The sequence below is a fragment of the Curtobacterium sp. L1-20 genome (assembly GCF_048755855.1).
In the GTDB taxonomy this organism is placed as follows: domain Bacteria; phylum Actinomycetota; class Actinomycetes; order Actinomycetales; family Microbacteriaceae; genus Curtobacterium.
In genome coordinates, this window is the sequence record NZ_CP151473.1 from 1,016,754 (window position 1) to 1,031,288 (window position 14,535).

The 14,535-nt window shown below is 70.7% G+C and carries 12 protein-coding genes; 10 read left to right on the top strand and 2 right to left on the bottom strand.

The annotated features are described in order from the left end of the window. Positions 1–73: 73 nt before the first annotated feature. The 6 genes from AAEP86_RS06385 to AAEP86_RS06410 are packed head-to-tail and all read left to right on the top strand — an operon-like array spanning position 74 to position 7,620. Complete coding sequence (locus tag AAEP86_RS06385) at positions 74–1,804, top strand: ABC transporter substrate-binding protein (RefSeq protein WP_420369702.1); 1,731 nt, start codon at positions 74–76, stop codon at positions 1,802–1,804. Then, a complete protein-coding gene (locus AAEP86_RS06390) occupies positions 1,801–2,781 on the top strand; it encodes an ABC transporter permease (RefSeq protein ID WP_420369703.1) in 981 nt (326 codons plus the stop codon). The genes AAEP86_RS06385 and AAEP86_RS06390 overlap by 4 nt, the downstream gene beginning before the upstream one ends. Further along, positions 2,778–3,746, top strand: a complete 969-nt coding sequence (locus tag AAEP86_RS06395) for an ABC transporter permease (RefSeq protein WP_420369704.1) — start codon at positions 2,778–2,780, stop codon at positions 3,744–3,746. The genes AAEP86_RS06390 and AAEP86_RS06395 overlap by 4 nt, the downstream gene beginning before the upstream one ends. Continuing rightward, positions 3,743–5,521, top strand: coding sequence for an ABC transporter ATP-binding protein (locus tag AAEP86_RS06400; protein ID WP_420369705.1), 1,779 nt, complete (start codon positions 3,743–3,745; stop codon positions 5,519–5,521). The genes AAEP86_RS06395 and AAEP86_RS06400 overlap by 4 nt, the downstream gene beginning before the upstream one ends. Beyond that, positions 5,518–6,387, top strand: a complete 870-nt coding sequence (locus AAEP86_RS06405; protein ID WP_420369706.1) for an alpha/beta fold hydrolase — start codon at positions 5,518–5,520, stop codon at positions 6,385–6,387. Before AAEP86_RS06400 ends, AAEP86_RS06405 begins: the two co-directional genes overlap by 4 nt. Positions 6,388–6,408: 21 nt before the next feature. Then, complete coding sequence (locus AAEP86_RS06410; protein ID WP_420370452.1) at positions 6,409–7,620, top strand: glycoside hydrolase family 1 protein; 1,212 nt, start codon at positions 6,409–6,411, stop codon at positions 7,618–7,620. On the opposite strand, the gene AAEP86_RS06415 is transcribed toward AAEP86_RS06410, so the two are convergent. Both AAEP86_RS06415 and AAEP86_RS06420 read right to left on the bottom strand, forming a co-directional pair. Continuing rightward, positions 7,605–8,804: an ankyrin repeat domain-containing protein gene (locus AAEP86_RS06415; RefSeq protein ID WP_420369707.1), complete on the bottom strand. Its 1,200-nt coding sequence runs from the start codon at positions 8,802–8,804 to the stop codon at positions 7,605–7,607. The genes AAEP86_RS06410 and AAEP86_RS06415 overlap by 16 nt on opposite strands. Before the next feature lie 10 nt (positions 8,805–8,814). Beyond that, the gene (locus AAEP86_RS06420) at positions 8,815–10,206 is read right to left on the bottom strand and encodes a hypothetical protein (RefSeq protein ID WP_420369708.1); all 1,392 of its coding nucleotides are present in this window, start codon (positions 10,204–10,206) and stop codon (positions 8,815–8,817) included. Positions 10,207–10,278: 72 nt separating this feature from the next. On the opposite strand from AAEP86_RS06420, the gene AAEP86_RS06425 reads away from it, so the two are divergent. The 4 genes from AAEP86_RS06425 to AAEP86_RS06440 are packed head-to-tail and all read left to right on the top strand — an operon-like array spanning position 10,279 to position 14,523. Continuing rightward, positions 10,279–11,688 (top strand): polysaccharide biosynthesis tyrosine autokinase, encoded by a 1,410-nt coding sequence (locus AAEP86_RS06425; protein ID WP_420369709.1) that lies wholly within the window; start codon positions 10,279–10,281, stop codon positions 11,686–11,688. Next, positions 11,685–12,278 (top strand): low molecular weight phosphatase family protein, encoded by a 594-nt coding sequence (locus tag AAEP86_RS06430; RefSeq protein ID WP_420369710.1) that lies wholly within the window; start codon positions 11,685–11,687, stop codon positions 12,276–12,278. The genes AAEP86_RS06425 and AAEP86_RS06430 overlap by 4 nt, the downstream gene beginning before the upstream one ends. Then, positions 12,275–13,381: a glycosyltransferase gene (locus AAEP86_RS06435; RefSeq protein ID WP_420369711.1), complete on the top strand. Its 1,107-nt coding sequence runs from the start codon at positions 12,275–12,277 to the stop codon at positions 13,379–13,381. Before AAEP86_RS06430 ends, AAEP86_RS06435 begins: the two co-directional genes overlap by 4 nt. Further along, positions 13,378–14,523 (top strand): glycosyltransferase, encoded by a 1,146-nt coding sequence (locus tag AAEP86_RS06440; protein WP_420369712.1) that lies wholly within the window; start codon positions 13,378–13,380, stop codon positions 14,521–14,523. Before AAEP86_RS06435 ends, AAEP86_RS06440 begins: the two co-directional genes overlap by 4 nt. Positions 14,524–14,535 lie beyond the last annotated feature (12 nt).

Consider the following 14,535-nt stretch of genomic DNA (forward strand, 5'->3'; position numbering starts at 1 on the left):
GCGCCGGTTGCGGAGCGCGATGTAAGCGCATACATTGTCCTCGTACCCACTCGACACGGAGGTCGACCGAGCAATGACGCTTCCCCCACAGCGCAGGCGCGGGCAGCACGACCCGCGCACACCGGCCACCGGCCGACGGCCCGGCCGCATCATCGCGGCGATCGCCGGCCTGGCGGTCGTGGCCCTCGTCGCCACCGGCTGCAGCATCCAGGTCCGATCGCAGCCGGACCCGAGCATCGGCAAGGACACGATGCTCATCAACGCGGACCACGGCAACCCGCTGTTCGACCGCAACTTCAACCCGTACATCGCGAACGCCCGCACCGCGTCGAAGTGGATGTACGAGCCGCTCATCGAGGTGAACCCCCTCGACGGCAAGCGGAACCCGTGGCTCGCGAGCTCGTGGACGCAGCCGGATGCGAAGACGATCGACATGACGATCCGCAGCGGGGTCGAGTGGTCCGACGGGTCGCCGTTCACCGCGAAGGACGTCGTCTTCACGTTCGACCTGTTGAAGAAGTTCCCCGCCATGGACGTCAAGGGTGCCTGGCAGCACATCGACACCATCGAGCGGAAGGGCGACCACGTCGTCTTCCACCTCAAGAGCGACGACGTCCCGAGCCTGACGATCATCGGGCAGACGTACATCCTCGGTGAGGGCCACTGGGGGAAGGTGAAGGACCCCACCACCTGGAGGGACCCGAACCCGGTCGGCACCGGACCGTTCGTGCTGGGCAACTACACCGACCAGCAGTACTCGATGGACAAGAACCCGAGGTACTGGCAGGCCGACGAGATCGTCATCAAGCACCTGATCCTGCCGGCGACGAACACGCAGCTCGACACCGTCACGCGCGGCTACGACTGGGCGTACTCGTTCATCTCCGACGTCAAGGGCACCTGGGGTGCCGCTTCGGGGACGAACACGTACTGGTTCCCGCCGGGTGGTGTGATCGGCCTCATCCCGAACCTCACGAAGGCTCCGTACAACGACGTCAACGTCCGCCGGGGCATCTCCCTCGCGCTCGACCGTGACGACATCGCCGAGACCGCGACCGAGGGCAACCTCGAGGCGGCCGCCCAGACCGGACTGATCCTGCCGAACCAGGAGCAGTACGTGAACCCGGAGATCCCGGACAAGGGCGTGATCACGCAGGACGTCGACGCAGCCAAGGCGAGCTTCGCGAAGTCTGGCTGGGTCGAGCAGGACGGCAAGATCGTCAAGGACGGCAAGCAGCTCGCGATCACGATCATGACCGCGAACGGCTACTCCGACTGGCTCCGCGCCGCACAGGAGGTCCGGCGCGACCTGACCGCCATCGGCATCAAGGTGACGATCCAGGCACCGCAGCCCGCCGGGTACCAGCAGAACATCAACAACGGCACGTTCGACATGGCGATGGGCGGCATGGGCAACGGCGACGTCTACCAGGCGTTCAACTCCCTGCTCAGCAGCGACTTCTACCAGCCGGTCGGCAAGTCGACGGTGAACAACTACGAGCGGTACAAGAACGCCGACACGCAGAAGCTCCTCGACGAGTACAAGGCGACGACGGACACCGCGAAGCAGCAGGAGATCCTCGACCAGCTGCAGGAGGTCGTCTACAACGACCTGCCCGTGATCGGGATGTACTACGGCGGCCTCTGGGGTCTGTTCAACACCGGCAAGTTCGTCGGGTGGCCGAGCGCGAAGGACCCCTACATGGCACCGCAGAACTACGACTCGGCACCGCTGCTGATCTTCTCGAAGCTCCGGCTCCGCGACAGCGCCGCGGGCAAGAAGATCCTGGAGGAACAGAAGTGAAGTACATCCTCCAGAAACTCGTCCTCTTCGTCCTGACCCTCTGGGCCGCCGTCACGCTGAACTTCGTGCTCCCGCGACTCATGCCGGGCAGCCCGACCGACGCCGCCCTGGCGAAGCTCAGCCAGAACGGCCCGGTCACCGACGCCACCAAGAAGGCCATCGAGGCGCAGCTCGGCGTCCCGACCGGCAACCTCTGGGACCAGTACGTCAGCTACCTGCACCAGGTCGTCACGCTGGACTTCGGGACGAGCTACACGTTCTACCCGCAGCCCGTCGGTGACCTCGTCGCCCGGGCACTGCCGTACACGCTGATCCTGGTCGGCGTCGTGACGATCCTCGCCTTCGTGCTCGGCACCCTCATCGGCGTCGGCGCAGCGTGGAAGCGCGGCACGTGGCTGGACTCGCTCCCGACCCTGTCGGGCTCGTTCATGTCGACGTTCCCGTACTTCTGGACGGCGCTCCTGCTGCTCTTCTTCCTCGGCTACGTCCTGCACTGGTTCCCGACGACGGGTGCCTACTCGGCCACCACGACACCCGGCCTGAACGGTGCCTTCGTCGGGGACGCCCTGCAGCACGCCGTCCTGCCGGCCGTCACGATCCTCGTGACGAGCCTCGGCGGCTGGATCATCGGCATGCGCAACGCGATGATCAACACCCTCGGAGACGACTACGTGACCTTCGCCGAGGCGAACGGCCTCCGCGGCCGCACGGTGGCGGTCCGGTACGCCGCCCGCAACGCGATCCTCCCCAACCTGACCGGCTTCGGTCTGGCACTCGGCGGTGTGGTCGGCGGTTCGGTCCTGGTCGAGCAGGTCTTCGGCTACCCGGGCATCGGCTACCTGCTGTTCAACGCCGTGATCGGGCAGGACTACCCGCTCATGCAGGCCCTCTTCCTGATGATCACCGTGTCGGTGCTCATCGCCAACTTCATCGTGGACGTCCTCTACGGCGTCCTGGACCCGAGGACGCGCCGATGACCAACACGCGCACACCCAACGAGACCGTCGCAGTGCGGACGCAGCAACACGGCCCGGGCGAGCAGCACGACCAGGCAGCACCGTCCAAGTGGCGTGCCGCGGCCCGCCAGTTCGGCGTCGTCTGGTCGAACAAGAAGGCGCGGATCGGCATCATCATCCTCGGCGTGTTCGTGTTCGTCGCGGTCTTCGCCCCGCTCCTGGCCCCGTACGGTGCCAGCCAGAACGGCTTCGCCCGGTCCGCCGACGCGACGCCCGACCACTGGATGGGCACCACCGCCGCAGGCGAGGACGTCCTGTCCCAGCTCGTCTACGGGGCGCGGATCTCGGTGTTCGTCGGTGCCGTCGCCGGCGTCCTGTCGACGCTCGTCGCCGTCGCGATCGGTCTCAGCTGGGGCTACGTGCGCGGCTGGGTCGCGGAGGTCATCGGCTTCATCGTGAACCTGTTCCTGGTCATCCCGGGTCTGCCCCTGATGATCGTCATCGCGGCGTACCTGCAGAACGGTGGCATCGCGGTGATCATCGCGGTCATCGTCGTGACCGGCTGGGCGTGGGGTGCTCGCGTCCTCCGCAGCCAGACGCAGTCGCTGCGCGGTCGCGACTTCGTGACGGCTGCGCAGTTCTCCGGCGAGGGTGCGACGCGCATCGTGTTCCGCGAGATCCTGCCGAACATGACGAGCCTCATCGTCGGCAGCTTCTTCGGGGCTGCCACCAGCGCGATCCTCGCCGAGGCCGGCCTCGAGTTCCTCGGGCTCGGCGACTCGTCGATCGTCAGCTGGGGCACGATCCTCTACTGGGCGCAGAACTCGAACGCGCTGCTCACCGGTCAGTGGATCCTGCTCTTCGCACCCGGCCTCTGCATCGCGCTGCTCGCGATGAGCCTCACCCTGATCAACTTCGGCGTCGACGCCGTGTCCAACCCGCGGCTGCGCGAGGGCGCGCGCCGCAAGAAGGAAGCAGCAGCATGAGCGGCTCGCCGAACGTGACCAGCAGCGGCCTGGAGGCGCGGGACGGCGCCGCCACGCGCCTCCCGTCTGAGGCCACGAGCGCCACGCAGGACGTCCTGCTCGACGTGCGCGACCTGTCGGTCGTGTACGAATCGGCCGGCCAGACGGCCGTCCAGGCCGTCGACCACGTCTCCTTCCAACTCCGGAAGGGCGAGTTCGTCGGCCTGGTCGGCGAGTCCGGCTCGGGCAAGTCGACCCTCGGCTACGCGCTGACCCGCCTGCAGAAGCCGCCGGCGCGCACGAACGGCGGCAGCATCGTCTTCGCAGGCAACGACATCCGCGACCTCGACGACGAAGCGCTCCGTCAGCAACGCCAGGGCGGCTTCGCGATGGTCCTGCAGTCCGGCATGAACGCGCTCAACCCGGTGCGCACCATCCGGAACCACTTCGTGGACGTCTTCACGGCGCACGGCCACGTGGCGCGCGACCGCTGGGACGCACGGATGAAGGAGCTCATCGAGAAGGTGAAGCTGCCGACCGCGATGCTCGCCCGCTACCCGGGGGAGCTCTCCGGCGGCATGCGGCAGCGCGTGTCGATCGCCCTGGCACTGTCGCTCGAACCGCAGCTCATGGTGTTCGACGAGCCGACCACGGCGCTCGACGTCCTCGTGCAGCACGCCGTCATGGACACGATCATCGAGCTGCAGCAGTCCGAGGGCTTCACGGCGATCCTGATCAGCCACGACCTCGGCATCGTCCTCGAGGCCACCGAGCGTGTGCTCGTCATGCACGAGGGGCGCATCGTCGAGGACGGCGGCTCGAAGGACATCTTGCGCGACCCGCAGGACGAGTACACGAAGATGCTGCTGTCGCACTACGCCGACCCGCGCGCCGAGGTCGTGAGCCTGCCGGGCTTCCCGGACCGGTCGCAGCGCTCGGCCTCGCGGCAGGAGACGACGTCGTCGTTCGCCACCGTCGGATCGCGGGAGCGGTCCGCGGCGGAGAACCCGATCGTGGTCGAGCACCTCGTGAAGACCTACCCGGCACCCCGTCGCGGCGAGCAGCCCGTGCAGGCCGTGCGCGACGTGTCGTTCACCCTCGAGCCCGGGCAGTCGCTCGCCCTCGTCGGCCAGTCCGGGTCGGGCAAGTCGACGATCGCGAAGCTGCTCACCGGGGTCGAGAAGCCGAGCTCGGGAACGGTCCGCTTCGGCGACACCGACGTGGCGCGGCTGGGCCGACGGGGGCTGAAGGACCTGCGTTCGGAGGTGCAGATGGTGTTCCAGGACCCGTACGCGGCCCTCAACCCACTGCACACCGTCGAGTACACGCTCACCCGGCCGGTCGTGAACTACACCGGCCTGCGGGGGCGGGACGCTCGCCGTCGCGTGCTCGAACTCCTCGACACCGTGGGGCTCACGCCGGTGGAGCAGTTCGCGCAGAAGCTCCCGCACCAGCTCTCCGGCGGCCAGCGGCAGCGCGTCGTCATCGCCCGGGCGCTGGCCAGCGACCCGCAGGTGATCATCGCCGACGAGCCGGTCTCGATGCTCGACGTCACACTGCGCGCCGGCGTTCTGGCGCTCCTCGAGGACCTGCGCGAGCAGTGGGGCGTCTCGCTCCTCTACATCACGCACGACCTGCTGAGCGCCCGACTGATCACCGACGACATCATGGTGCTGCACGACGGCGCCGTGGTGGAGCGGGGCCGGACAGCCGAGGTGCTGCAGCACCCGCAGGACGACTACACGGTGGCACTGCTGGACGCCGTCCCGAACCCGAGGCGGACACTGCTCGCATGAACCTGCACGCATTCCCGACCGTCCCGCCGTTCGGTCACCTCCCCACGCCCGAGGGCGTCGACGTCGTCGGGATCGACGTCCCGATCGGCCGGCTCACCGCCTACCGGGTCGTCCCCTCAGGGCCGAGCAAGGGCACCGTCCTGATCGTTCCCGGGTACACCGGGTCGAAGGAGGACTGGCGCACCTTCCTGCCGTACCTGCGCGACGCCGGCTGGACCGCCGTGGCGATCAGCCGTCGCGGACAGGCCGACTCGGCAGCGCCGACCGAGCCGCGGGACTACTCGCTGGACGAGGAAGCGGCCGACGTCGTCCGGGTCGCCCGACTGCTCGACGACGGCGCACCCGTCCACCTGATCGGGCACTCCCTCGGCGGTGTCATCGTCCGCGCCGCCGCCATCGCGGCGCCGTCGGCCTTCCGCGACGTCGTGCAGTTCTGCTCCGGTCCGTACGGCTGGCCCTACCGCAAGGTCGCCGAGCTCACGATCCTGCACGACACCGGCGGGAACAACCGCCAGCTGTTCGACGCGACGAACCCGCTCTGGGCGTACCGCCCCGACGAGGAACTCCCCGACGACGTCCGGATGGTCCGCGACCGCTTCGACGCCACGAGTCCGCTGAGCGTGGTCGCCGGCGGGCACATCCTCGAGGACCACACCGACTCGTCCGACGAGCTCCGCGCCACCGGGCTCCCCGTCCTCGTCGCCCACGGCGAGTGGGACGGCGCCTGGCCGGTCCCGTGGCAGCGGGCGATGGCCGAGCGCACGGGTGCCGACTACGAGGTCATCCCCACGAGCTACCACGGCCCGCAGGTCGAGAACCCGGCGGGGACCCTCGCCGTCTTCGACCGCTTCCTCTCGGCGCACTGACCTCCCCCTGCGAAAGGACCCATCATCACCACGCTGCACTTCCCCGACGGCTTCCTCTGGGGCGCGGCCACCGCGGCCCACCAGATCGAGGGCAACAACGTCAACTCGAACTGGTGGGTGCACGAGCACGAGCCGGACACCACCATCGTCGAACCGTCGGGCGACGCTGCGGACAGCTACCACCGCTACCGCGAGGACATCCGGATCGCCGCCGACCTCGGCCTGAACTCGTACCGCTTCAGCGTGGAGTGGGCCCGGATCGAGCCGGAGCGCGGGTTCGTCAGCCGTGCGGAGATCGACCACTACCGACGCATGGTCGAGGCCTGTCACGAGTTCGGCCTCGAGCCGATCGTCACCCTCATGCACTTCACCGTGCCGCGGTGGTTCGAGCGCGACGGCTTCTGGCGCGCCAGCGACGCCGCCGACCTGTTCGCCCGGTACACCGAGACCGCGCTGCCGATCGTGCAGGACGGGGTCCGGTACGTCTGCACGATCAACGAGCCGAACATCGCGGCGATGCTCGCGGGCGGCGAGGACGCCTCGAACCTGGTGGCCTACGGCCTGCCGAACCCGGACCTCGGCGTCGCCGACGCCCTGCTCGCCTCGCACAAGCGGTCCCGCGAGGTCCTGTCGCAGGTCGACGGCATCCAGAGCGGGTGGACCGTCGCGACCCAGGCCTTCGTCTCGACGGGTGAGCCCGGCGCCGACGAGAAGCTCCGCGAGTACGGGTACCCGCGTGACGACTGGTACCTGGAGCAGGCAGCCGGGGACGACTTCCTCGGCGTCCAGGCGTACACCCGCACCTTCATCGGTCCCGCGGGTCCGCTGCCCGTCGCCGACGACGTCGAGACCACGCTGACCGGGTGGGAGTTCTACCCCGAGGCCTCGGCCGACGGACTCCGCAGCGCGTGGGAGCTCTCCGGCCGCGTGCCGCTGATGATCACCGAGAACGGCATCGCCACCGCCGACGACCCCCGCCGCATCGCGTACACCCAGGGTGCGCTCGAGGGCATCCACGCGTGCATCGAGGACGGCATCGAGGTCCTCGGCTACCAGCACTGGTCGCTCCTCGACAACTACGAGTGGGCGTCCGGGTTCCGACCGACGTTCGGGCTCGTGTCGTGGGACCCGGTGACCTTCGCCCGCACGCCGAAGGACTCGGCGCGCTGGTACGGCCGGGTCGCCGCGGCGAACGCGCTCGAGGCCGCCGGGGTCGTTCAGCCGGCTCCGTAGTGGTGCGCCAGCTGCTCCGCGACCGCACGGTCGCGGAGCAGCTCCGCGCGGTCCGTCGCCGTCGAGCCCTCGTCGTCCTGGGCGTTCACGTCGACGTCGAGTGCGAGCACCGACCGGACCGTGTCGACGTCCCCGGAGTCCACCGCGGCGATCAGCAGCGTCGCACCCCGCGAGCCGACCGCCCTGGTGTCCGCACCCGCGGCGGCGAGCGAACGCACGACGGCCCCGTGCCCACCCCACGCCGCGCGGACGATCGGGGTGTTGCCGTCCGTGTCCCGCGCCTCCAGGTCGGCGCCCGAGTCGGCCAGCACGCTGACCGCCCGACGCGCGTCGCGGTCGATCGCCAGCGTCAGCGGCGTCCGTCCCTCGCTGTCACGGAGCTCGATCGACGCCCCGCGGCGCAGGAGTTCCTCGAGCATCTCGGGCCGGTCGAACCAGGCTGCCGCGTGCAGCGGCGCGAAGCCCCAGCGCGGGTCGAGGTCGTCGACGTCGCTCGCGTCGTCGGCGAGGTGGAGCCCACCGAGGTCCCCGTGTGCGGCGGCGCGGACGACCTCGTCCGCCCACTCGACCCAGCCGTCCGGAACCGGGCCGTGCCAGCCGCGCGTCGGCCGTTCGCCGAGTTCGTCGTACGCGGACTCCGGGACGCTGCGCACCGACACCCGGGCGTCCGTGAAGCGGATCGCGACCTCACCGACGGGGGAGACGAGCAGCCGGAGCTCCCACGCGTCCAGTCCGCCGACGTGTTCGAGCTCGCCGCGCGCGATGTGGGCGTCGCCGGCGAGCAGTGCGGAGGGGTCGACGGTCGGCGGGTCGATCACGGCGTCGTCGAGGCGGAGTGTCACCCGGGCGTGGTTCCAGCGCCGCCAGAGCCCGTCCGCCGTGTCGAGCACCTCGTCGTTCCGGACGACGACCTCGGCGTGCACGGTCACCGGGTCGGGCGTCCCGTGGCCGGGCAGGTCCACCGCGGACGCCTCGGCGTCGTCGTCCGCTGCCGGCGCACCGTGTCGGCCCTCGGCCTCGACCGTGAGCGAGGCGATGCGGGCGTCCACCCACCGCACGGTCGCGAGGGCCGCGACGGGTGGCGGGGCGTCCTCGAGCAGGCGCACCAGGTGTTCGGTGGCGCCCTCGAAGTCCTCGAGCGACACGTAGCCGACCGCGGGCCAGTTCACTCGACTCCATCGCACGGGGTCGAGACTAGCGGGCGGCGCGCCGTCGACCGGGCGGAGGGGCCGCCGCCGTCGTGCGGCGAGCCGGAACGCGCCCGCGCGCGGGCGAGGGGCTCGGTTCGACATCGAGGTCGATCGTCACCGCGCCGAGGTCACGGTCCGGGTCCGGCCGGCGCACCGGCAGCGCGGCCGCGATGAGGAGCCAGAGCAGCGGTGTCGTGAGGTCGGGTGCCGCGATCGACTTCGCGACGAGGAGCGCCAACAGGCCGGCCGTCGCTGCGATCAGCCCGCGGTGACGGACGGCGCCGATGACGAGCGCCACGACGACGGATGCGAAGAGGAGCACGCCGGGGACGCCCACGGTGCTCGCCAGCGTCACCACGAACGACGACGACCGGTTGCTGCCGAGGCCCGCACCGAGGCCCCACGTGTCCCGGAGGACCCGGAGTCCGAGGGCATCGGCCGCCGTCCTCGAGTCGTAGGACTGACTGCCGATCTTGTCGTCGACGATCCCCAGGACCGGGCCGAGCAGCCGGTCGCCCACGGTCAGCGCGGTGATCGCGAGGACGATGGCGCCGAGCGCGATCCACGGCGTCCCACGCCCCCGTGTCGACACGTAGCGGAGGAGCAGCACCACCAGGAGCCCGGCCAGGACGATGCCACTCGCGGCGACCGCGGTGCCGGACGCCGACGCGAGGAGCGCCGCAGCTGCGAGGACCGCGAGCACCGCCGCCCGGACACGCTGGCGACCGGTCGTCGTGGCGACGGTGACCACAGCGAGGACCGCGACCCCGAGCGAGAACGTCGCGAGCTCACTCGGTTCCGCGAAGACGCCGCGCAGGCGGACGTCACCGGGAACGGCGTAGTCGACGTCGAGGGTGTCGAGGACAGGACCCGCGACGTCCGCGCCGACCGCCTTGAGCGCCCCCCTGGCCAGACTGGCCGTGGTGGCGACCCATGCTGCGGTCCACAGGGCTGCCCGCGCCGTCCCCGTCCTGGCGAGGAAGAGCACCGCGAGCGTCGACGCCCAGAGGAACGCGGGCTGGGCGACGTTGCTCGAGGTGAGGACCAGGGCGGACGGAGCCTTCACCTGCTCGTCGATCCCGTTCCCCGGCAGGAGGACCGGAACGCCCTGGAACGCCCAGGGGCCGAAGAAGGCCGCCACGGTGCTCCACACCGTGAACACCACGAGCAAGGTGGCCGCTGCCGAGGGGACGCCATGCGCCCGGGACGTCGCCCAGCCGACCGCTGCGAGCACGCACGCCAGCGCGAAGAGGCTGACGCTGAGACCGCCGACGGCGAGACCCGCGGTGGCGGGGAGTCCGGCGCCGACGCCCAGGGCGACGGCGATGAGTCGTGGGTCGCGCCGGACGAGCGCGATCGCTCCCAGCGTGAGCAGAGCCAGACCGAATGCGATCACATTTCCCTCTCAACTGATATGCGTTGCATGGTACGCTATATTTCACTTTGTCTCAACCGATCAGGAGCCCCCATGACGCTCACGCAGTTCCTCGCCGTCGTCCGCCGCCGACGCTGGTGGATCGCGACGCTGACCGCCCTCGGCGTCGGCGGGGCACTCGTCCTCTCGCTCCTGCAGACGCCGCTCTTCCGCGCCGAGGCCTCGCTCTTCGTGTCCGTGAGCGGGAGCGCCTCGGCGTCGGACCTCAGCCAGGGGAGTGCGTTCTCGGCTGCCCGCGTCGCCTCCTACGCAGAACTCGCGACCTCCCCCCGCGTCCTTGAGGCGGCGGCGGAAGCCGCAGATGTGGACGCGACGCTCGACGAGCTGCGCGCAGCCGTGCAGGCGGTGCCGTCCGGTGACACCGTGATCCTCACAGTCGCCGCGACGCAGCCCGACCCGGAGCGCGCAGCGGCGCTCGCCGACGCGGTCGCCCGTGAGCTGACGAAGGTCATCGGCGGCATCGAACGGACCGACACGGACGGTACGGCCCTGGTCCAGGTCAGCGTCTACCAGGACGCGATCGTGCCCAGCGGCCCGGTCTCCCCGCGGATCCCGGTCAACCTCGCCATCGGGCTCCTGGCCGGTCTCGGGCTCGGCATCGGTGTCGCGCTCCTCCGTGACACGGCCGACCGGAAGGTGCGCTCGGTCGACACGATCCGCTCGGTGACGACGTCGTCGGTGCTCGCCGAGATCCCGTTCGACGACGAGGCAGCGGCGAAGCCCTTGGTGGATGCGGGCAACGTCTACTCCGGCCGTGCCGAGGCGTTCCGACAGCTCCGGACGCACCTGACGTTCACCAACCTCGACGGCGGCACGCAGACGGTCGTCGTCACGAGCGCCGTCCCGGGCGAGGGCAAGTCCTCGACCGCCGTGAACCTCGCGCTGATGCTCGCGCAGAACGACCAACGGGTGCTCCTGGTCGACGCGGACATGCGTCGTCCGGCGACGAGTGTCTACCTCGACATCGAGAGCCGCGTCGGCCTCTCGACGGTGCTCACGCACCAGGTCGAGCTCGAGGACGCCGTGCAGACCGTGGGCGCGCACGGTCTCCACGTCCTCGCGGCAGGACGGGTCCCGCCGAACCCAGCGGAGCTGCTCGGGTCGCGGCAGATGGAGATGCTCCTCGAGACGGTGCAGCAGCAGTACGACGCCGTCGTGATCGACGCTCCGCCGGTCCTGCCGGTCACCGACCCCGCCGTCCTCGCCGCGCACGCGACCGGTGTGCTCTTCGTCACCTCGGTGGACGGTCGAGCGCTGCAGGGGGACGTCGCCCGTGCGCTCGAGACCCTCGAGTCCGTCGGGGCCCGCGTGCTCGGCATCGTCGCCAACCGCGTGCGGCGGTCGCGGCGGCCCTCGGACTACTACGGCTACGCACCCAGTGCTCCGATCAGCGAGAGTCCCCGTCGTGCTCGGCGCGAGCAGGCGAAGGGCGGTGTCCGGTGACCGCGCGACGCATCCTCTTCGTCTGCGAGGGCAACATCTGCCGGTCACCGTACGCGGCAGCGGCCTTCTCGGAGCGCTGGGAGACACTCGCCGGTGCCCGTCCGACGGTCGTCTCGAGTGCCGGGACCCGGGCGGTCGTGGGAGCGCCGGCACACGAGCTCCTCGCCGGGCACCTGCAGGAGCCGAGCCTGCTCGACGCGCACGTCGCTCGGCAGCTCACGGCTGCCATCGTGCGTGGACAGGACCTCGTCCTGACGATGGAGCGGGCGCAGCGCGGAGCCGTGCTCGACCTGGTGCCCGCGGCACTCCGGCGGACGTTCACCCTGCCCGAGGTACAGCGACTCGCGGAGCCCGTCCTCGACGGATGGAACGCCGACACGCTCCGCGGCGCGGACTCCCTGCACGAACTCCTCGGACGCCAGCGCGCCTCCGGTGCAGGCTCGACGTCCGCCGACGACGACGTCGCGGACCCCGTCCTCGGTGGAGCAGCGGAGTTCGCCGCGATGACCGCGCGCATCGACCGTGCCGTCGACGAACTCGTGGCACTGCTCATCCGCTTCGATTCGTCGATGGCCGGAGCGCGACGATGAGCGGCCCCGGGCTGCTCGTCCACGAGTGGATCGAGCGGATCGGCGGAGCGGAACGCGTGCTCGACGAGTTCGCCGGGATGCACCCGGATGCGGACGTCCTCGCCCTGTGGAACGACGACACCGGGCGCTACGGCGACCGGGTGCAGGAGAGCCTGTTCGCCGCCACACCACTGCGGCGACACAAGGCCGCAGCCCTCCCGCTCATGCCCGCGGTGTGGGCGCGCGCGGCGAAGCGCCTCGGCGCGCACGACTGGGCGCTGGTCAGCTCGCACCTGTTCGCCCACCAGGTCATCGTCCCCGGCGTCGCTCCGGAGCGGCAGTACACCTACGTGCACACGCCGGCGCGGTACCTGTGGTCACCCGAACTCGACCATCGCGGGCGGTCGCTCCCGGTGCGGCTGGTGGCACCGCCGTTGCGTCGGCTCGACCGCCGGCGGGCGCAGCGGCTGCGCAACGTCGCCGTGAACAGTGCGTTCGTGCAGGAGCGGGTCCGTCAGGCATGGGGCGTGGAATCCGTCGTGATCCACCCGCCCGTCGACGTCGCTCGTGTTCGCCGAGCGGTCTCGTCGCCGGAGCTGCTCACCGACGGTGAGCAGACGGTGCTCGACGGTCTGCCCGAGGGGTTCGTGCTCGGAGCCTCCCGCTTCGTCCCCTACAAGGAGCTCGAGACGGTCATCGCGCTCGGTGCCGCCGCCGACCGCCCGGTCGTGCTCGCAGGCCGCGGGCCCGACGAGGCCCGTCTGCGCGCGGTGGCGGCCCGGGCCGCCGTGGAGGTCACCTTCGTGATCGCGCCGACGGACGCGATGCTCGCGCACCTCCTGGGACGCGCCGCCGTGTTCGCCTTCCCGGGCATCGAGGACTTCGGCATCGTCCCGGTCGAGGCCATGGCGCTCGGGACGCCCGTGATCGCGTCCGTCCACGGCGGCGCACGGGACACGGTCGGTGCCCTGACCGGCGTGCACCTGTCGAGCACCGAGCCCGACGAACTCCGAGCGGCGGTCGACCGAGCGGTCCTGCTCGACCCCGAGGACTGCCGCACCGCGGCCGACGGCTTCGCGTCCGGACGCTTCCGACGTGAAGTGCGCGCATGGATGCAGTCGTGACCGGGCTGCCCGTCGTCGCGTTCATCACGCACTCCGCGCAGTTGTCGGGTGCGGAACTCTTCGTGCTGCGGGTCACGGCTGCTGCGGAACGCATCCGGCCGCTCGTGGTCCTCGGAGAGCACGGTCCTCTCGAAGGTGCCTTGACCGCGAAGGGGGTCGACGTCGTCGTCGTCCCACTCGGCGCCTCGGTGAGGTCGCACACGGGTCGGACGAGCTCCGGTGTCATCTCGCTCGCACGGAAGACCGCCGGCGTCCTCGGCGTCGCCGGGCGGCTGGCCGCGCTCCTCCGTCGTCGGCAGGTCTCCGTCGTGACGACGCACTCCGCGAAGGCGCACCTCTACGGTGGCGCGGCCGGCCGTCTCGTCGGTCTTCCAGTCGTCGCACACCTCCACGCCGTCCTCGGATCCGGGGATGCCGGACCGCGCAACACGGCACTCCTGCGGGTGGCGCTTCGTGTGCTGTCGACCCACGCCGTGGCGAACTCACGGGTCACCGCGGACTCGGCACGGCTGGGCGGGCGCGCAGTACACGTGGTCGGCTGCCCGGTGACCATCCCGGAGGCGGTCCCCGCACCGCCGGACGGTCCGGTCTTCACCGTCGTCGGACGGCTTTCCCCGTCGAAGGGGCAGCACCTCGTGGTGCGTGCCTTCGCCTCGATCGTGCAGCAACACGTCCTCTCTGGTGCGCGACTCCGGCTCGTCGGCAGCGCGCTCTTCGACCGCGACTGTTCGTACGAAGCCAGGCTCCGCGAGCTCGTCGACGAGCTCGGGGTCGCTGAACGGGTCGACTTCGTCGGCCAGGTCGACGATGTCGCAGCAGAGCTCGCACGGTGCGACGTCGCCGTCCACGCGAGTCTCGTCGAGGAGGGCTTCGGGCAGGTCGTCGTCGAGGCGATGGCCGCCGGGCGTCCGGTGGTCGCGAGCTCGGCCGGTGGTCCGGCGGAGATCATCACGGACGGGGTCGACGGACTGCTCGTGGAACCGGGGAGCGTCGATGCGCTCGAGGCAGCGATGCGTCAGACCGTGCTCGACGCGGACCTCAGGCAGGCGCTGGGGAACGGCGGTCGTCGTCGTGCGGCCGCGTTCACGCTCGACGGCATCGTGCAGCGCCTCGAATCGATCCTGCTCGCCGCGCAGCGCTGATCGGAGCGGCGG

What these genes read in the sequence shown, in the direction of transcription:
- AAEP86_RS06425 (WP_420369709.1), top strand. Translation starts at nt 10,279, where the DNA reads ATGACGCTCACGCAGTTCCTCGCCGTCGTCCGCCGCCGACGCTGGTGG.
- AAEP86_RS06405 (WP_420369706.1), top strand. Translation starts at nt 5,518, where the DNA reads ATGAACCTGCACGCATTCCCGACCGTCCCGCCGTTCGGTCACCTCCCC.
- AAEP86_RS06400 (WP_420369705.1), top strand. Translation starts at nt 3,743, where the DNA reads ATGAGCGGCTCGCCGAACGTGACCAGCAGCGGCCTGGAGGCGCGGGAC.
- AAEP86_RS06395 (WP_420369704.1), top strand. Translation starts at nt 2,778, where the DNA reads ATGACCAACACGCGCACACCCAACGAGACCGTCGCAGTGCGGACGCAG.
- AAEP86_RS06435 (WP_420369711.1), top strand. Translation starts at nt 12,275, where the DNA reads ATGAGCGGCCCCGGGCTGCTCGTCCACGAGTGGATCGAGCGGATCGGC.
- AAEP86_RS06385 (WP_420369702.1), top strand. Translation starts at nt 74, where the DNA reads ATGACGCTTCCCCCACAGCGCAGGCGCGGGCAGCACGACCCGCGCACA.